Origin of the sequence: Paraburkholderia fungorum (assembly GCF_046027215.1) — a bacterium.
In the GTDB taxonomy this organism is placed as follows: Bacteria; Pseudomonadota; Gammaproteobacteria; order Burkholderiales; family Burkholderiaceae; genus Paraburkholderia; species Paraburkholderia fungorum_D.
The window spans coordinates 908,315-926,584 of the sequence record NZ_JAQQEN010000002.1; the positions used below are offsets into that span (position 1 = coordinate 908,315).

Genomic DNA, 18,270 nt, shown 5'->3' on the forward strand with positions numbered 1-18,270 from the left:
GGCGCCACAAAGTTGCGAAGGCGCGGAGCCGGCAAAGAAAAGTAGGTGCCGCCCCGCACAGGGGCAACACTAATAAACCACAAAAAAACGACCCAGCCAGCCCCGCGGAGCAAACGAGCAAAAAGACCACAAACCCAAGCCCAGCAAGGCACAAACGCGCAAAACAGAATCATCATCCTGTATGATGACCCCCACCACGCAGTGACCAAAAACCATTCCGCGTGAAACCCGAAAAAAATTCCGAATCAATTCGATTCACCAAGCCGAAGACAGAAAAAATGACCGCATCTCAGGCTGTCGACCAAAACCGTTTTCGCAGCATTATCCGCCGCAACATCGCATTACCCCTGGGGGTCGGCCTGGTCACCATGGCCGTATTCGCCGCGTTGATTGCCTATCTGGTTTCGACCATGAACTGGGCGGAGCACTCCGAGCGCGTGATCGGTCAGGCCAACGAAATGCTGCGTCTCGCGGTCGATCGCGAATCTTCGATGCGCGGCTTCCTGATCACCGGCGACGAACGTTTTCTGACGCCCTATGAAACAGGCGGCCCGAAGTTCAAAACGCAGATCGAGGCCTTGCAGCAACTGGTCTTCGATAATCCGCCGCAAGTCGAAAGGCTCAAGCAGATCGAAGCAATCCAGGCGCGCTGGAGCCGCTTTGCCGAAGACATGATCGACGCGCGCCGAAAGCATCAGGATTTTGAAGGTGCGATAGCGAGCGGCCGCGGCAAGATCGAGTTCGACGAAACACGCCGCGAATTTGGCGATTTTCTCGATGTGGAATTGCGTTTGCGGCAGGAGCGCAGCGAGGCGACTCGCCGTGTCACCGCCACGCTGGTCAGTGTCTTTCTGATTTTCAGTCTGGCGGTGAGCGGTCTGCTTGCGTGGATGGGGCGCCGCGAACTGATGAGCCTGTCGTCCACCTACGACGGCGTGCTACGCCAGCAGTCCGAACAGACCGAGGCGCTGCAGGAGCAGGTATGGCTGCGCTCCGGCCAACGTCTGCTTGCCGAAAAGGTGGTGGGCCAGACAACCCCACAACTGGTCGGCCGTGCGATGCTCGATTTCCTCGCACAATACCTCGATGCTTCCGTCGCCGCACTCTACGTGCGCGACAAACAGCACGGCACGTTGCGCCGCATTGCCACCTACGGATTCAGCCGCGAAAGCGAACAGGCCGCCGCGCGCAATCTTGAAGACTCCGAAACGCTGATCGGTCAGGCTGCCGTCGCGCGCCGCATGCTCGTATTGCGTGACGTGCCCGACAACTATGTGCAGGTTGTGTCGGCCATCGGCAGGAGCGCGCCAAAGAATCTGCTGATCATGCCGATCGAAAACGACGGGCAGGTCAACGGTGTCGTCGAATTGGGCTTTATCCACGATCTGACCGCACGCGATCAGGCGTTCATGGAGCTCGTCGCCAACGGCATGGGCGACTTCGTCGAAGCAGCGTTATATCGCGAGCGTCTGCAGGACGCGCTAGCGGAAACGCAGCAGTTGAACGAAGAGTTGCAGGTTCAGCAGGAGGAGCTGCGGGTCTCCAACGAGGGTCTGGAAGAACGTGGCCGCGCGCTGATGGAATCGCAATCGCGCCTCGAGGCGCAACAGGCTGAACTCGAGCAGACCAACGTCCAGCTCGAGGAATATGCGCAACGTCTCGAGCGGCAGAAGTCCGATCTGCTGCGCGCGCAGGACGACCTCGCCAGCAACGCGGCGCGCCTCGAACAGTCGAGCCGCTACAAGTCCGAGTTCCTCGCGAACATGTCGCACGAATTGCGTACGCCGCTCAACAGTTCGCTGATTCTCGCCAAGCTGCTGCAGCAGAACCGCGGCGGCAATCTGACCGAAGAGCAGGTGCGTTACGCCGAGACGATTCACGCATCCAACAGCGATCTGCTGGTGCTGATCAACGACATCCTCGATCTGTCGAAGGTCGAAGCCGGGCAGGTCACGGTCGAACTCGAAGCGCTATCGATCGATGCGACGCTGCAATCGCTGCAGGAAATGTTCAAGCCGATGGCCGCGGCCAAGCATCTGAGCCTCGCGTTCGACCGACTGCCGGGCACGCCCGACACGTTCGTCACGGATGGCCGGCGGCTCACGCAGATTCTGCGCAACCTGTTGTCGAATGCCGTGAAGTTCACCGAACATGGAGAGGTGGCGCTCTCGGTTGCACCGGCTGAAAACAACACGCTGCGGATCGACGTGCGCGATTCCGGTATCGGCATTGCAGCTGACAAGCTCGACATGATCTTCGAAGCCTTCCAGCAGGCCGACGGCTCAACCAGTCGCCAATATGGCGGCAGTGGCCTCGGCCTGTCGATCTCACGCGAGTTTTCGCGCCTGCTCGGCGGCCGGATCACGGTGGCGAGTGAACCGCGCAAGGGCAGCGTGTTTTCGCTGTGGTTGCCGCTGGATGCTGAAGCGGCTTTGGCGGGCGGCGAGCCGGCGCAAACGCCCCCGCCGGTGTTTGCGCAGACTCAGGCTGAGGTCTTTGAGCCGGCCCTGGTCGAAATGGCGTCGGAGCCGCTGCTGATTCGCATGCCCTCGTCCAGCAGTCGATCGGCCGTGGCCAGTGCGACCCATGACCTGGCTGCGGGCAATCTATCCGATCTGCCGGTCGCACCGATCGCCGACGATCGCGACAACCGCACGCGTGCCGGCCGTCTGATCGTCGCCGTGGAAGACGATCCCGCCTTCGCTGAAATCCTGCGCGATCTCACGCACGAACTGGACTTCGATTTCGTTCACGCGAGCAACGCCGCCAGCGGCCTCGCTCTGGTACGCGACATGCGCCCGGCCGCGGTGCTGCTCGACGTCGGTTTGCCGGATCGTTCCGGGTTGACCGTGCTGGAGTGGCTGAAGAACGATCCGCTCACACGCCATATCCCGATCCATATCGTCTCGGCCACCGACCACGCCGACAAGGCGCTGCATCTCGGCGCGATCGGATACACCCTCAAGCCGACTGCGCGCTCCACGCTGGAAGCCGCGATCCGCCGTCTCGAAGCGCGTCTGCAGCAGCGGCTCAAACGTGTCCTGGTGATCGAAGACGACGCGCCGATGCGCGAAAGCATCCGCGCGTTGCTGCAAAGCGACAACACCGAGATCGTTGCGGTCGCAACCTTGGCGGCGGCGCTCGACTACCTCTCGAAGGTCACGTTCGATTGCGTGGTGACTGACCTCGCGTTGCCTGACGGCACGGGCTATGACCTGCTCGAACGGCTTGCGGGCAATACCGCGCATGCCGCGTTGCCGGTGATCGTCTACACAGGCCGCATGCTGTCCGACGAAGAAGAGCACCGCCTGCGCCGCTATTCGAAATCGATCATCATCAAAGGGGCGAAGTCACCGGAACGTCTGCTCGACGAAGTGACGTTGTTCCTGCATAGCGTGGAGTCGTCGCTCGCGCCTGAGCAGCAACGCATGCTGCGCACGGTCCGGCAGCGTGACAATGCATTCGAGGGACGCACCATCCTGCTCGCCGAAGACGACGTGCGCAATATCTTCGCGCTATCGCACGTACTGGAGCCGCTGGGCGCGAAATTGCAGATCGCACGCAACGGACGCGAAGCGCTCGACGCGCTGGAAAACGGCCCCGAGGTGCATCTGATCCTGATGGATATCATGATGCCGGAGATGGACGGTTTGACCGCGATGGGCGAGATCCGCCGCAATCCGCGCTTTGCGCATCTACCGATCATTGCGCTGACCGCCAAGGCAATGGCGAACGACCGTACCCGCTGCCTTGAAGCCGGTGCGGACGATTACGTATCCAAGCCAATCGACGTGGACAAGCTCGTCGCGCTGTGCCGTGTATGGCTGCGGCAGCGGTAGCAGGAAACAGGTGCAGAATGAGCCGCTCCGAATTTGACGTGCCGCAACGCATCAGCGATTTCGACATTGAGTTGAAACTGCTGCTGGATGCGATTTACCTTAAATACCAGCACGATTTCCGTCACTATGCGATGTCGTCGCTGCGTCGCCGGCTCTCGCAGGCGCTGGAGGAATTCGGGCTGAAGACGCTGTCGCAGTTGCAGGACCGCATCATGCGTAACGGCGACGAATTTTCGCGGCTGTTCCAGTATCTGACGGTGCAGGTCAGCGACATGTTTCGCGACCCGGGGTATTTCCTCGCTCTGCGCGAACATGTGTTGCCGCGCTTGCGTACTTATCCGTCCATCAAGGTGTGGGTGGCGGGGTGCAGTACCGGCGAGGAGTTGTGGTCGCTGAAAATCCTCTTCGACGAAGAGGGCTTGACCGAGCGCACCTTGTTCTACGCGACCGACATCAACCCGGACGCGTTGGCACGCGCCGAGTCGGGCATTTACGCGCTCGACCGGATTCAGGGTTTCACGCAGAATTATCTGGCGGCTGGCGGCAAGCGCTCGTTATCGGACTACTATCATGCCGCGTATGGCGGGGCGCGTTTTTCGGGTTCACTAAAAGATCGCGTGGTCTTCGCCGACCATAGTCTGTCGACGGACGAAGTCTTTCTCGAAGCACATCTGGTGTCGTGTCGCAACGTGCTGATCTATTTCGATCGCGGTCTGCAGGATCGCGCCCTGGGTCTGTTTGAAAACGCGCTGGTGCGGCGTGGTTTTCTCGGACTGGGCAGCAAGGAGAGTCTGCGGTTTTCGAGCCATGACGACGCGTTCGATGAGTTCCGTCCTGCTGAACGCATTTATCAGAAGCGCTAGCCAGGTCATCATGCCTCGCTCAACGGTCAAGCCAGCTATCGAATCCCAGCAGAACGCTGGGGAGGCACGCGCCTTTGAGCTGGTGGTGATCGGCGGCTCCGCGGGTAGCATCGAAGCGCTGAACGTGCTGCTCGGCGGGCTCCCGGCGGCCTTTACGCTCGCTGTCATGATCGTGACGCACTTGCCGCCCGACCCACCGAGCTACCTGGCGCAGGCTTTTAGCCATCGCTGCGTGTTGCCGGTGTTCGAACCCGATGCTGGCGAGCGGATCCTCGCGGGCCGCGTGCATGTTGCGCCGCCGGGCTATCACATGCTGGTGGAAGATGACCGCACTGTGGCGCTTTCCACGGATGCCCCCGTGCGTTTTTCGCGCCCCTCGATCGATGTGCTGTTCGAGTCGGCCGCCGTGGTGTATCGCGAACGTTTGCTGGCGATTCTGCTGTCCGGCGCGAACGACGACGGCGCGCAAGGGTTGACGCGCGTGCGTGCGTTGGGCGGCACGACGTGGGCGCAGACACCGGATACGGCAAGCTCACCGGAAATGCCGCGTGCCGCGATTGAGCGCGGCGCGGCCGATTTCATTTACTCTCCTGAAACCATGGCCCGGCGGCTCGCAGCATTGCCGGCCTCTCTTTGACGCGATGCCATGACGAACTCACCTGTAAACATTCTGATCGTCGACGACATCGTCCACAACATTACTGCACTTGAGGCTTTGCTCACGCGGCCGAACCTTGCTGTCCTCGTGGCGGACTCCGGCACGGCGGCGCTCGATCTGCTGCTCAAGCATGAAGTGGCGCTGGCGATTCTCGACGTCAACATGCCCGGCATGAACGGGTTCGAGCTGGCCGCGTTGATGCGTGGCAGCCCGCGCACCTCGCACGTGCCGATCATTTTTCTGACGGCGACGGCACAAGATGCATCGCGCACGTTTCGGGGTTACGAGGCTGGCGCGGTCGATTTCCTTTACAAGCCGTTCGACCCACGGATTCTGCAATCGAAGGTCGACGTATTCGTGCAGCTGGAAGAGCAGAAACGCCAGCTCGCGGCACAACTGGTGACGACGCGGCAGATGCTCGAAGCCAACGAGATGTTGATGGCGGTGCTGAGTCACGATCTGCGTACGCCGTTGGGCGCGGTGCTGGCGTCGGCGGAATATCTGATGCGTACTGCCGCGGACGAGCAGTCTTCCACGGTGGCGGCGCGAGTGAAGAACAGCTCGCTGCGGATGGCGCGGATGGTTGATCAACTGCTCAATCTTGCGCGTCTGCAGGGTGGCCGTTTGCCGTTGCAGCCCCGATCGATCGAACTCGCGACGCTGTGCAGGTCGGTGATCGATGAGTTTGCTTCGCGGGAGAATGGCAAACGGATCGTGTTTTCGAGCCGCGGCAATACCGCTGGCGCGTGGGATACGGATCTGGTCTGGCAGGCGGTGTCGAATCTGGTGAGTAATGCGCTGCATCATGGGGAGCAGGGCGGGGATATTGACGTCGAGGTCGATGGTGAGGCGGTTGAGTCAGTGCGATTGACTGTCGCTAATCGCGGGACTATTCCGGCTGACGTGTTTCCTCATCTGTTCAAAGCCTTTGGGCCGAATGGTGGTGGCGCGAGATCGCGTGAGGGTTTGGGGTTGGGATTGCATATTGTGCAGGAGATTGCCCGTATGCACGGGGGCAATGTGAGTGTTAGCTCTGCTGAAGTTGGGGGGACGGTTTTTACTATTGAATTGCCTCGGATGGTTACCCTAGTTAGGGGGTCTTTTACTGGGAAGTAAGTGGTCCTTTTTTGCCTTTGGCGGCGGCATTATTTTGGTTGTGCCTACGGCGTTGGGTGTTTCTATTCTTATTGGTTTATTAGCGTTCCCCCTGTGCGGGGGGCACCTACTTTTCTTTGCCGGCCGCAAAGAAAAGTAGGCAAAAGAAAGCGGCTCAAACCGCAAATTTTTAAGCGGCTCCCCTGGCTTGGAGGGGCTAGTGGCTCCGTAGAGATTGAGCCTGCGCACCTTCCCGCCTGAGTGACAAGGCCGTCTTGCTTCCGGCGGCGCTGCGCGCGCCGACGCGGTACTTCACAAAACCAATTGGTGTTTTCGGCGCCGTGCCGAGGCGAAGCCGATGGCCCCCGCTCACGCGCAAACGAAGCGTGCGGTTTCCGTGCTGGACCCGTCCGCGACGCACGCAGTGCGGAGTGGGAGCGAATGACGGCTGTGTCACTGGCGGTTATGGACCGAGGTGTGGTCCGTTAATCGGACCACCAGCCCCTCCAAGCCAGGGAACCCACTTAGATGTTGGCGGTTGGAGCCGCTTTCTTTTGCCTACTTTTCTTTGCGGCGGCAAAGAAAAGTAGGTGCCCCCCCGCACAGGGGGAACGCTAATAAACCAATAAGAATGCAAGGAAAGGCCAAAACCGCCGTAGGCAGACAGAACAAGAACAAGGTCAACGCCGTAGGCAATACAGAAGAACACCACTACAAAACCAAAAACCAAACCATGCTACGCTGACAACACCAACCCGCAAAACCAAACCTGATCATGCGTTCCTGGCGCATCCCCCACCCGCCCCGAAGTGGGCAAATCAACACCTCCCGTGCGACCGACCTCATCATGTCGATCTCCCACGAGGACGCGGACACCCTGGCCGCAAGTATTCTAAAAACCGTCGGCGACACCCTCCCAATCTCGCAGTGCACCATCTTCGCCTACGAATTCGACAGCAGGCCGCGCACAGTCTCCGCGGCCGACCATCGTGGCGGCCGCTTCCTCCGGGATGTCGCCGACCGCTACACGACACACTTCTACGCGCTGGACGGCAACCGCGCCATCATCGGTCAGCCGCAGGCAAAGCAACCGCGTGGTGCGCTAACACTGCATCAGCAACAAAGCGAAGAAATCGAAAACGAAGCCTATCGCGCGGCCTGCTACGCACAGCCGAACGTGTCTGACCGTTTATCGTTGCTCGTGCAACCAATCGAAAGCGTCTGGTTGTCGATCAATCTGTATCGCGATTCCGCCTACGGCAGCTTCCAGCCAGGCGAGCTGGAACACATCGAAAGCCTCGCGCATCTGTTCGCCCACGCGGCGAAAGGCCACTACGCACTCAACGGCCAGCATCAGCAAGGCGCTGCCGTCGCGATGCTGGCACGCGTCAGACGCGCCTGCCCGGCGCTCACGCCGCGTGAGCTCGATGTGCTACGCGGCACCCTCGAAGGGGCAAGCGCCACCGAAATCGCGGACCAGATGGGCATCAAAGCCACCAGCGTTATCACGTATCAGAAGCGCGCCTATGCGCGGCTCGGTATCGCCAGCCAGCGTCAGCTATTCGCGCTCTGCCTGCAGCCGGAACGCTCCTGAGCGCTCCCGAATGCTGTCTGGCAGTCCCCGATCAGACTGGTTTATTAGCGTCGCCCTGTGCGGGGCGGCGATGGTTTTGTGAAGTACCGCCCCGGCGCGCGCAGCGCCGCCCGAAGCATGACGGCCTGGTCACTCAGGTGGGAAGGTGCGCAGGCTCAATCTCTACGGAGCCACGATCCCCTCCAAGCCAGGGAAGCCGCTTAAAAATTAGCGGTTGGAGCCGCTTTCTTTTGCCTACTTTTCTTTGCGGCGGCAAAGAAAAGTAGGTGCCGCCCCGCACAGGGGCGACGCTAATAGACCACTAAGAAAGCAAGGAAAGGCCAACGCCGCACGCACAAGGAAATGCCGCCGCCAAAGGCAAAATCACCCACGTTTAGCCCGCCCATCGGCCTGCACCTCCCGATCCCAGCGCCTGAGCCACGGCACAATGAAATCGGCGAAACCGTCCGCGGGCGGCGACAGCGCCCGCTCGGTCGACCGGTACAGGCAGACCTCGCGGATCGTTTCCGGATCGACAATCCGCTTCATCACCAGGCCGAACGTTCGTGCGAGCGGCGCGACATAGGCGGGCGCCAGCGTTACGGCAAGCCCCTGTGCAGCGAGGCCGAATGCGGTGGTGACGTTGTCCACCACGTCCACCGGAATGATGCGCGCCTCCGCCGGCAGATTGGCAAGCATCTGCTCCACCGCGCGCTCGTGATCGCGTCCGGTGGCGACAATCGGCACGTCACGCAGATGCTCCCAGCGCACCCGGCGCCGGGTGTTCAACGGATGCGTCGGCGCGCACCACATCACCCACGGGCTCGCGAACGCCGGGGCGCAACGCACGCGCGTGCCGCTTTGACGGTCGGGGCCGATCGCGAGATCCACGTCGCCGCTTTCCACCCGTTCCACCAGCTGTTCAACCACGGTGTCGAATATGCGCACAACCACCTTCGGCTTGTCGCGCGCATATTCGGCGATCGCCGCCGGCAACGCGGTCGCAGCAAGCACCAGCGGCGCGCCGACCCGCACAATGCCGGCGGCGCGATTGCGGATGTCGTCCGCGGACTGGGCGGCGGCACGCACGTAGCGCAATACCGATTCGGCTGACGATAAAAAATCCTGCCCCGCGCTCGACAGATTGACGCGCCGCGTGGTGCGGTCGAAGAGGCGAAAGCCGAGTTCCGTTTCCAGCTCGGCAAGCAACTGGCTGACCGCCGACGAGGTCAGCCCAAGCCGTTCCGCCGCCGCGCCGATGCTATGCAAATCGACGATAGCAAGGAACGCTTCAAACTGTCGGATAGTGACGCGTGTAAGAGGCATAAGGCGATTCTAAAGAAAAACTTACGAATCGTGAAAAATCGGTTGATTGTGTGTGACGAGCCAATCGCCGACACTCGCCCTAATCGACGCAAGTCTTCAATCCCGCTTAGACTTTCGTTCTCGCCTTCATCGGCCGCATTGGGGCCGCAGTCAGGCCACGTCAAACCAGTTGCTGGGCCACACTCAAGGAATTGCCATGTTCGATCATATCCCCGCCTATCCAGGCGACCCGATCCTGAGCCTGAATGAGGACTTTCAACTGGACCCACGGCCGAACAAGGTCAACCTGAGCATTGGTATCTACTTCGACGACGCCGGCAAGCTGCCGGTGATGGACGCGGTGCGGCGCGCCGAAACCACGCTGCTCGGTTCGATCGGCCCGCGCTCCTATCTGCCGATGGCGGGTCTGCCGGCCTACCGCGAGGCGGCCCAGGCGCTGGTGTTCGGCACCGGCAATGAAGCGCGCGCAGCAGGCCGGATCGCGACCTTGCAGACCATCGGCGGCTCGGGCGCACTCAAGGTCGGCGCCGATTTCCTGAAGCGCTATTTTCCAGCTTCGCAAATCTGGATCAGCGATCCGAGTTGGGAAAATCACCGTGTGGTGTTCGAAGGCGCAGGGCTCACGGTCAACACGTATCCGTATTACGACGAACACACAGGTGGCTTGCGTTTCTCAGACATGATCGAGACGATCGGCCGCCTGCCCGAACAGAGCGTCGTGCTGCTGCACGCCTGCTGTCACAATCCGACCGGCGTCGACCTGAGCCCGGCGCAATGGGCGGAACTCGTGCCGGTATTGCTGCGCCGCAAACTGATCGCGTTCGTCGATATGGCGTACCAGGGTTTTGGCGCGGGTCTCGAAGAAGACGCCGCGTGCGTCCGCCTGCTGGCCGATGCCGGCGTGCCGCTGATCGCCGCCAATTCGTTCTCGAAGAATTTCTCGTTGTATGGCGAGCGCTGCGGCGCATTGAGCGTCGTATGCCGGAGCGCTGAAGAGGCGGCCCGCGTGCTGGGTCAATTGATGTCCACGGTGCGCTCGAACTACAGCAATCCGCCCACGCACGGCGCGCGTCTCGTCGCCAATGTGCTGGCCGATGCGTCGCTGCGCGCGTCGTGGGAGGCGGAACTCGCCACCATGCGCGAGCGCATTCTTGCGATGCGCGGAACGATTCATGACGGACTCGCTGGCCGCGTCGGTGAAGTCATGCGTGCGCGATACCTGGCGCAGCGCGGCATGTTCACCTACACGGGTTTGAGCGAAATGCAGGTCGAGCGGTTGCGCAGCGAATATGCGGTGTATGTGCTGCGTTCGGGGCGCATGTGCGTGGCCGGTTTGAATGAGCGGAATGCGGGCTACGTAGCGTCGTCGATCGCGGCGGTGGTGGCAAATACATAACGATCATGTTCGGCTATCTCCGCGATTCTCGTGCGGATAGCCGGACGAAAACCATGGAGACTTCGATGACCACACTTGAAATAGAACCGGCGAGCGTACCCGCAGCCGCCGCCGCGATGCATCCTGACGAATGGCATGCGCGCGTGCAACTGGCCGCGTGCTACCGCATCTTCGACATGCTCGGCTGGACCGAGATGATCTACAACCACATCACCTTGCGCGTGCCGGCAAGCGTGAGCGGCGGCGAGCGGCATTTTCTGATCAATCCGTTCGGCCTGCACTACAGCGAAGTGACGGCGAGCAATCTCGTGAAGATCGACGCACAGGGGCGCGTGCTCGACAACTCGCCGTACCCGGTCAATCCCGCCGGTTTCGTTGTACACGCGGCGATTCACGAAGGTTTGTCCGACGCACACTGCGTGATGCACACGCATACCACCGCCGGCGTCGCGGTGGCCTGTCTTGAAGACGGCTTGCAGCAAACCAACTTCTACAGCGCACAATTGCACGACCGCATTGCGTATCACGACTTCGAAGGCATCACCGTTCATGCGGAAGAAGGGCCGCGTCTCGTCGAGCATATCGGCAACAGGCAGGCGGTGATTCTGCGCAACCACGGTCTGCTTGCGTGGGGTCACACCTTGCCGCAGACATTCGCGATTCTGTGGACGCTCAACCGTGCGTGCGAAATCCAGATGGCCACGTTTTCGATGGGCCGCGCGCGGCCGGTGCCTGAGGAGGTCGCGATTCGCTGCTCACGCGACTCATTGCAGTTCGATCCTCGCCACGGCGCAGGACAGGATGTGTTCGATGCGCTGGTGCGGCGGGTAGACCGTATCGACGCCAGCTATAAAGATTGAAGAGGATTGAAACGATGAAAGTAGCGATTTACGGTGCGGGTGCAATCGGCGGCTGGATCGGCGTGAAGCTTGCCCAGGCTGGCCATGGCGTGAGTGTAGTGGCGCGCGGCGCGACGCTCGCCGCGTTACAGCAACACGGACTGCGCCTGATCGAAGGCGGCGCGACGCATAGCGTGAAGGTGAATGCGAGCGAGCAGCCCGCGGATCTCGGCGTGCAGGATCTCGTCGTGGTGGCGGTGAAAGGGCCGGCAATGGCTTCGGTGGCCGCGCACATTGCGCCGCTGCTGAATGCGCAGACGACCGTACTGACCGCCATGAACGGCGTGCCCTGGTGGTTTTGCGACGGGCTCGGCAGCGATTTCGCCGGCAAACGGCTGAAATCGATCGATCCGGACGGCGCGATCGCCGCGGCCATTCCCACCCAGCAGACAGTAGGCTGCGTTGTGCACGCCAGTTGTCTTGTCGAATCGCCCGGCATTATCAGGCATCACCAGGGCAATGGGCTGATTCTCGGCGAGGCGTCGGGGCAACCGAGCGAGCGCGTCAAAGCACTGACAGCCGCGCTGGTAGCGGCGGGCTTCAATGCGTCGATGTCGGAGCAGATTCAGCGCGACGTCTGGTTCAAGCTCTGGGGCAATATGACGATGAACCCGGTCAGCGCGATCACCGGCGCAACCACCGACCGGATTCTGGGCGACGAACTGGTGCGCAACTTCGTCACGAGCATCATGCTCGAAGCGAAAGAGATCGGTGCGCGCTTCGGTATTTCGATCGACCAGGCACCGGACGATCGGCACGAGGTCACGCTCAAACTCGGCGCGATGAAAACCTCGATGCTGCAGGACGTGCAGGCAGGCAAGGCGGTCGAACTGGATGCGCTGGTGGCCGCGGTGCGTGAACTGGGGCAACTGACCGCCGTGCCGACACCGTATACAGACGCCTTGCTCGGTCTCGCGCGCCTGCATGCGAGCACGCTGGGCTTGTATCAGCAACACTAAAGCGCACTGCCAGCAGGGTGCAGAAGCCGTCCCGAATGACCAGCGGGGCGGCTTTTTTTGCGTCTTACGCGGTCACTGCGTGGGAAGCCGGTAGCTTCGCCGCATCGATCAAGGCCAACGCTCGCTGCGTGTCGTCGAGTTCGGTCATGCAGAGCAACGCGAGGCGGGCCAGATACAGCGGCGTTTGCGCTTCGCCTTCAGTGGTCAGGGTCTTGCAGAGCGTCGTGTAGACGAGGTCGAGATCGCTGTCGGTCATGATGTGGGTTCCTTTGCGTTAGATCGTCAGACTGGCCAGCAGCGCGCTCTGCGTGGCCGCCGCGCTGCCATTGCGCCAGCGCGCGAGCACGTGGCCGTCGGGGCGGATCAGATAGACGGTGCCGGGCGTGGCGTCGAGCATCGCGTGCAAGTGCCCGGTTTGATCGTGCACCTGTGCGCTCCCGGCACAGGGCGCATCGCCGGTGACGAGCGTGACCGCTTTGAATGGAATGCTTTGTTCGCCCAGCGCATGGTGAAGCTGCTGCCACGCGTCGTCCTGCGCCGCGTTCGCGCCGAAGCGAAGCGCGGTGAAACATGGGCCGAGCAGATCGGTCAGGTGGATATCGACCGGAGTGCCGCCGCAAACCCGCTTTAACCGGCATTCCGGCAACACGGTGCCGGGCGCCGGTCCGCTGGCGAATGCACGGGATGCCTCGGCCGCCACCTGATTCAGCGGTGACTGGACATACGCGATCGCATGGGTCTGCCGCGGATTGATCAAGGGCCGCACGGCGGCGTGACGTTCGGCGAGGCCGAGCACCGCATTGCGCATCAGGTCGAAGGCGAACGAAGGGGGCGCCATGAATTCAGTGCTCTTCATGCCGTAGCTCAGGTTTTCACGCGCCGCGAAGACGCGCTCGTTGCTGTAGCTGTCGAGCAGACGCGCTGAAGCAATACCGTTGACCACGCAACCAAGTTTCCAGCCGAGATTGTCGGCGTCGTCGATGCCCGAATTCGCGCCACGCACGCCGAAAATCGGCACGAGATGGGCGGCGTCGCCGGCGAACAGCACGCAGCCATGGCGGTAGCGTTCGAGCGTCAAGGCGTTGGCTTTGTAGACGGTGACCCAGATCGGCGACCAGTCACCGGTTTCGCCCATCGAGTCGAGCACGCTCTGCACGCGCGGCATGACGTTTTCAGGGTTGACCGCAGCCTCCGGGTCTTCGTCGTCACGAAGCTGGTAATCGATGCGCCAGACGTTGTCGGGCTGTTTGTGCACCAGCACGGTCGAGCCGGGATTCGACGGCGGATCGAAATAGGCAAGCCGTTCGGTGGCGCGTGCGCTGTTCAGTTCGATATCGACGATCACGTAACGGCCTTCGTACGTGGTGCCGGTGAGTTTGAGGCCGAGCGCCTCGCGGATCGTGCTGCGGCCGCCGTCACACGCAACGACCCAGTCGGCGTGCATCTGCCACGCGGTATCGCCCGTTTGCAGGGCGAGTGTGGCGCCGCCGGCATCGTGTTGTTCGATACCCGTCACGCGTGTCTGCCAGCGGATCTCGATCAGATCGGCGTGCTGTTCCACCTCGTCGAGCAGCAACTGCTCGATCTGGTATTGCGCGATGTTGATCATCGGCGGCAGCGACTGCTCGTCGTCCTGATGCATGGCGAAGCGGAACACTTCGGCATCGCGGTAGAAGCTGCGGCCGCCCGTCCAGGGAAGGCCTTTCTGCAGGAAGCCGCTTACCGCGCCGAGCCGTTTGAAAATCTCCAGACTGCGCCGCGAGATGCAGATCGCGCGGCTGCCGGTACATACGCCGTCGTCGGCTTCGATCAGCACGGAATGCACGCCCTGGCGAGCCAGCGCGAGCGCCAGCGTCATGCCGACCGGGCCACCGCCGACAATCGCCACGGCGCGCCGCACAGGGTCGCGCCCGTCGGCGAGCGGCGGCACCACGCCTTCATAGTGGCGCGGCGTGAATGGATAGGGTTTGAAGCTGCGGCTCATGCGGTCTCCTGAATCTTCAATGCAGATGGATTGCCCGCCATGGCCTGAATGGGCTCTTCGGCGGCGGTGCAAATCGATCAGGCAGTATGAAGGAGGGCACGTGCCGGCTTGTCCTCATTTTGGGTACAGCGGGCAGGGCTTCAGTCCGCCCCGGCTGTGTGCGAAGGCTGGCGTGCGTGTTGCACGCTCGCCGCCGCCTGGCATTCCTCGATCATCGCGCGGAAGGTAGGCACCGCGTGCGCCGCGCCGGTTGCACCGGTCTCCGCGCCACCTTCCGACGCTCCGCTGCCGACGCCTACCACCAGGGTCGCCCTCGGCCGCCATTCCCGCGTGCGCCGCAGCATATTGCGCAGATAGGGTGGCGATTCCGGCGCGTCGAGCGAGACGATGCAGATGATGGGCGCGTCCTTGAAACTCGGTTCGTCAGCGCGGGCGCTGCGATAACCCGAGTGCGTGGCCATCATCGGCGCGAGACCCTGACGTCCGAGCAGTTGCACGGCGATCGCGGTGGTGACTTCGTCGAACGCACCGCGTCCTGGCACGCACAGCACCGAGGTCTTGCTGATCTCGTGGTGCGCTTGCGCGTGGGCCTGGGTATGGCTGTCGTGCCGCTCGGAAAGATCAGCCGATGCCGACGCCAGCAACGCCGCGGCGGTCTCGGCCGGTTCCGTGCGCAACTGGCGGTCGGGTACGCCGTCCGCGACCTCCAGATTTTCGACGATATCCACCAGCGCGTCGTTGACCCGCGCCAGCTGCTCGGGCATCAGCACGCCGCGCATCGCATCGTTGCGCGCGAGCTTGAGGCCTTCCAGCGCGACCTTGTCGTAGTAATCGATCAGCGACATCTCGCGCAGCAGGCGCTCGGCCTGCACGATGGCTTCATGCGGATCGTCGGCGAGCAGCCGCTGATAGAAGTTCTGCGCGGGCGTGAGGGCCGGCTGATCGCCCAGCAGCACCGTGAGGAAATTCAGCCGGTCGGCGTAACGGCCCAGTGTGACGACGCACAAGGTGAGCGGCGTCGACAGTACGAGGCCGATCGGCCCCCACAGCCAGCTCCAGAAAATGGCCGCGACCACGACCGCCAGCGGCGAGAGACCGGAGCGGTGACCGTACAGGAGTGGCTCGGCGATCTGCCCGGCCACCACGTCGACGACGATGAACAGGATCAGCGTATAGACCGCCATGGTCCATTGCGGCTGGATGGCGGCAGCGAGAAACACGGCGAGAATCGCGGCGATCCAGATGCCGATATACGGCACGAAGCGCAGCAAAGCGGCGATCACGCCGAACAGCAGCGCCCCCGGCACGCCGATGATCGCAAGGCCGATGGCGATGACGCCACCCGCACTGAGGTTCACGCCCAGTTGCGCGACGAAGTAGCGGCTCAGACGCACGGCGGCGTCGTTGATCGCGGTGGTGGTGCGGTGCAGATCTCGCGAGCCGAAAAGACTGATCAAACGGTCACGCAGATCTTCGCGCTGCAGCAGGATGAAGATCGTCACGACCAGCACGATGAAGGTGGTTTCGATCGGCGCAATCGCCGGCGAGAGTGCGCGCTGGGCAAGCTGCATAGGTGTCGGCGACGGCTCGTGCACCTCGACCTGCTGCGGCACGGCGGGCGCATTGCGCGCGGCGCGCCCAGTGGGCCGCGGCGGGCTGGGCTTGCTCGGCGCGACGCGTTGCAGCGTGGCGGCGGCGCGGCTCATCAGCGAATCGGCGCGGCCGACGGTTTTTTCCTGCACCGTCTCGATCTTCTGTTCGATCGCCACCTGATACTGCGGCAGATCGCCCGCCAGTTGCACGAGTTGCGCGCCGATCAGCGCGCCGACCGCGAGCAAGGTGGCGAGGGCGAACAGCACGGCGATGAAGATCGACGGCAACTGGCCCATATGAAGCCGCCGCAACGCCTGCACGAGCGGGGCCAGCAGAAAGCTGAGCAGCACTGAAAGCGTGATGGGGATGAGCACCTCGCGCCCGAAGTAGAGCGCGCACACCACCACCACGCCGGTAATCACCGAGGCCAGACCATGCAGACTGGGCGTGCCTGGCGGGTATACGCGGTTCGGCCGCCCATGCGGCGGTAACGAGAGTTTCATGAGCAGACTTTCCGATGTAGTGGCGCCGTTGCTGATACGCGGCGCGCGCAGATGGAACGGCGGCGATCAATACAGCGCATCAGCAATTCGTATGCCTGGATTGTAGGCCTTTGACTGCGGCGGTGGTGGCGTCCTGGTCTCTGGCTGTCGAGCGCTTTGCTGCGCAAACCGGCGGCCCGATCCCGTTATCCGATATAGAGCCGCAGCAGTTCGAACAGTTGCGAGCTCGCATACAGCAGCAAGCCGATAAAGCCGCCCACAATCGTCCCGTTGATGCGGATGTACTGCAAGTCCTTGCCGATGTTCAGTTCGACTTGCCGTGACATGTCGCGCGCGTCCCAGTTCTTCACCGTATCGCTGATGTGGCGGGTCAGGAACTGGGCGAAATCGGGCGCCATCGCGCGCGCCGCGTCTTCGAGATGGTCGTTCAGCGACTGCCGCAACGCCGGATCGTGCGCCAGTTCGCGGCCCACCCATTGCCCCATCGCCACCACTCGCGCGTGCAGGGCCGAATCGCTGCTGTCCAGATCGCGCTTGAGCCATGCGCGCAATTCTCCCCACATGTCCTTCACATACTTGCTGAGCGCCTCACCTTCCACGAGATAGCGCTTCAGATCCTCGCCTTTTTGCAGGAACGCCGGATCGGTCTTGAGCTTGACGATGAGCTTTTGCGCGGCCTCGTCGAATTTCTGGCGAAGCAGGTGGGTCGGGTTTTCGCTGATCTGTTCAAGCATCCGGTTCACGGCGTTGGCGATCGCTTCGGCGCCTTTCTCGCCGAGCCACGCCAACGGCAGGATCTTCTCCATCTTCGGATATTCGTTTTTCACCCAATCGACGATGCGCTCAGCGATAAACTCGCGCGCCTGCGGTTCGCGCAGCAGCGTCACCACCTGTTCGATGCCGGCGTCGAGCAACTCCTGATGACGGCCGTCTTTGGTCAGCGTGTCGAGGATCGAGCCCATCGATTGCGACAGATCGATCTTCGAAAGCACGTCGCGCAACGCGTCCTTGATGAAAACCTGGATGCGTATATCGTCGGTCAATTCCAGAATGCCGCCCGTCAGTTTGACGACGTAGTCGCCCAGCCGCGCGGTATTCGCGGGCTCTGTCAGCCAGCCCGTGATGCTGCGCGCCGGGTCGTGTTTCTGGATCAGCCCGACCAGCGACGGCACGTCGAGAAACTTGTCCTGTACGAACACCGCGAGGTTGTCGGCGATCTTGTGCTTGTTCTTTGGAATGATCGCCGTGTGCGCGGAGACGATCGGAATCGGCACCCGGCGAAACAGCGCGACGACCGCGAACCAGTCGGCGAGCGCGCCCACCATTGCGGCTTCGGCGACGGCCTTGATGCCGTCCACCCACATGCTGTGCTGCATGAAAGCGGTCACGACAAAAATGCAGACGGCGGCCAGCAATAACAGCAGTGGCGTGCGCTTGGCCTTCTTCAGTTCGGTTTCTTTGTTCATCGGCAGCAGGGCGGCGGAGTGCGATTCGATTGAAATTGACCGGAGTGCTCACCGGGCGCTCATTGTGCGCGGATTGCGTGACCGATCTGCAATCAACAGGCGGGTCCGGAAAACGC

13 protein-coding genes are annotated in these 18,270 nt (G+C 62.2%); 8 read left to right on the forward strand and 5 right to left on the reverse strand.

Annotated features, from left to right (window positions below; genetic code table 11):
* Positions 1–278: 278 nt before the first annotated feature.
* The 5 genes from PQR27_RS24730 (at position 279) to PQR27_RS24750 (ending at position 8,049) form a co-directional block, all read left to right on the forward strand.
* A complete protein-coding gene (locus PQR27_RS24730; protein WP_408526262.1) occupies positions 279–3,839 on the forward strand; it encodes a response regulator in 3,561 nt (1,186 codons plus the stop codon).
* Positions 3,840–3,856: 17 nt separating this feature from the next.
* On the forward strand, positions 3,857–4,702 hold the full coding sequence (locus PQR27_RS24735; protein WP_408526263.1) for a CheR family methyltransferase: 846 nt from the start codon (positions 3,857–3,859) through the stop codon (positions 4,700–4,702).
* A gap of 10 nt (positions 4,703–4,712) precedes the next feature.
* Positions 4,713–5,339, forward strand: coding sequence for a chemotaxis protein CheB (locus PQR27_RS24740; protein WP_408526264.1), 627 nt, complete (start codon positions 4,713–4,715; stop codon positions 5,337–5,339).
* Between the two features lie 9 nt (positions 5,340–5,348).
* The gene (locus tag PQR27_RS24745; RefSeq protein ID WP_408526265.1) at positions 5,349–6,476 is read left to right on the forward strand and encodes a hybrid sensor histidine kinase/response regulator; all 1,128 of its coding nucleotides are present in this window, start codon (positions 5,349–5,351) and stop codon (positions 6,474–6,476) included.
* 754 nt (positions 6,477–7,230) lie between these two features.
* Complete coding sequence (locus PQR27_RS24750) at positions 7,231–8,049, forward strand: helix-turn-helix transcriptional regulator (protein ID WP_408526266.1); 819 nt, start codon at positions 7,231–7,233, stop codon at positions 8,047–8,049.
* A 363-nt stretch (positions 8,050–8,412) separates the two neighbouring features.
* On the opposite strand, the gene PQR27_RS24755 is transcribed toward PQR27_RS24750, so the two are convergent.
* Positions 8,413–9,354: a LysR family transcriptional regulator gene (locus tag PQR27_RS24755; protein WP_408526267.1), complete on the reverse strand. Its 942-nt coding sequence runs from the start codon at positions 9,352–9,354 to the stop codon at positions 8,413–8,415.
* Between the two features lie 196 nt (positions 9,355–9,550).
* Here PQR27_RS24755 and PQR27_RS24760 point away from each other — a divergent pair, with 196 nt between their 5' ends.
* From PQR27_RS24760 to PQR27_RS24770, 3 genes are all read left to right on the forward strand, one after another.
* Positions 9,551–10,750 carry an amino acid aminotransferase gene (locus PQR27_RS24760; RefSeq protein ID WP_408526268.1) on the forward strand — a complete coding sequence of 400 codons (1,200 nt, stop codon included), beginning with the start codon at positions 9,551–9,553 and terminating at the stop codon, positions 10,748–10,750.
* 65 nt (positions 10,751–10,815) lie between these two features.
* Complete coding sequence (locus PQR27_RS24765) at positions 10,816–11,610, forward strand: class II aldolase/adducin family protein (RefSeq protein ID WP_408526269.1); 795 nt, start codon at positions 10,816–10,818, stop codon at positions 11,608–11,610.
* Positions 11,611–11,624: 14 nt separating this feature from the next.
* Positions 11,625–12,608, forward strand: coding sequence for a 2-dehydropantoate 2-reductase (locus PQR27_RS24770; protein WP_408526270.1), 984 nt, complete (start codon positions 11,625–11,627; stop codon positions 12,606–12,608).
* A gap of 64 nt (positions 12,609–12,672) precedes the next feature.
* Here PQR27_RS24770 and PQR27_RS24775 read toward each other — a convergent pair whose 3' ends face one another.
* The 4 genes from PQR27_RS24775 to PQR27_RS24790 all read right to left on the reverse strand — a co-directional run bounded on the left by PQR27_RS24775 (position 12,673) and on the right by PQR27_RS24790 (position 18,154).
* The gene (locus PQR27_RS24775) at positions 12,673–12,864 is read right to left on the reverse strand and encodes a hypothetical protein (RefSeq protein WP_408526271.1); all 192 of its coding nucleotides are present in this window, start codon (positions 12,862–12,864) and stop codon (positions 12,673–12,675) included.
* Between the two features lie 18 nt (positions 12,865–12,882).
* Entirely contained in the window at positions 12,883–14,592 is a 1,710-nt protein-coding gene (locus tag PQR27_RS24780) for an FAD-dependent oxidoreductase (RefSeq protein WP_408526272.1), read from the reverse strand.
* A 140-nt stretch (positions 14,593–14,732) separates the two neighbouring features.
* A complete protein-coding gene (locus tag PQR27_RS24785; protein WP_408526273.1) occupies positions 14,733–16,688 on the reverse strand; it encodes an AI-2E family transporter in 1,956 nt (651 codons plus the stop codon).
* A 185-nt stretch (positions 16,689–16,873) separates the two neighbouring features.
* A complete protein-coding gene (locus PQR27_RS24790; protein WP_408526274.1) occupies positions 16,874–18,154 on the reverse strand; it encodes a DUF445 domain-containing protein in 1,281 nt (426 codons plus the stop codon).
* Positions 18,155–18,270 lie beyond the last annotated feature (116 nt).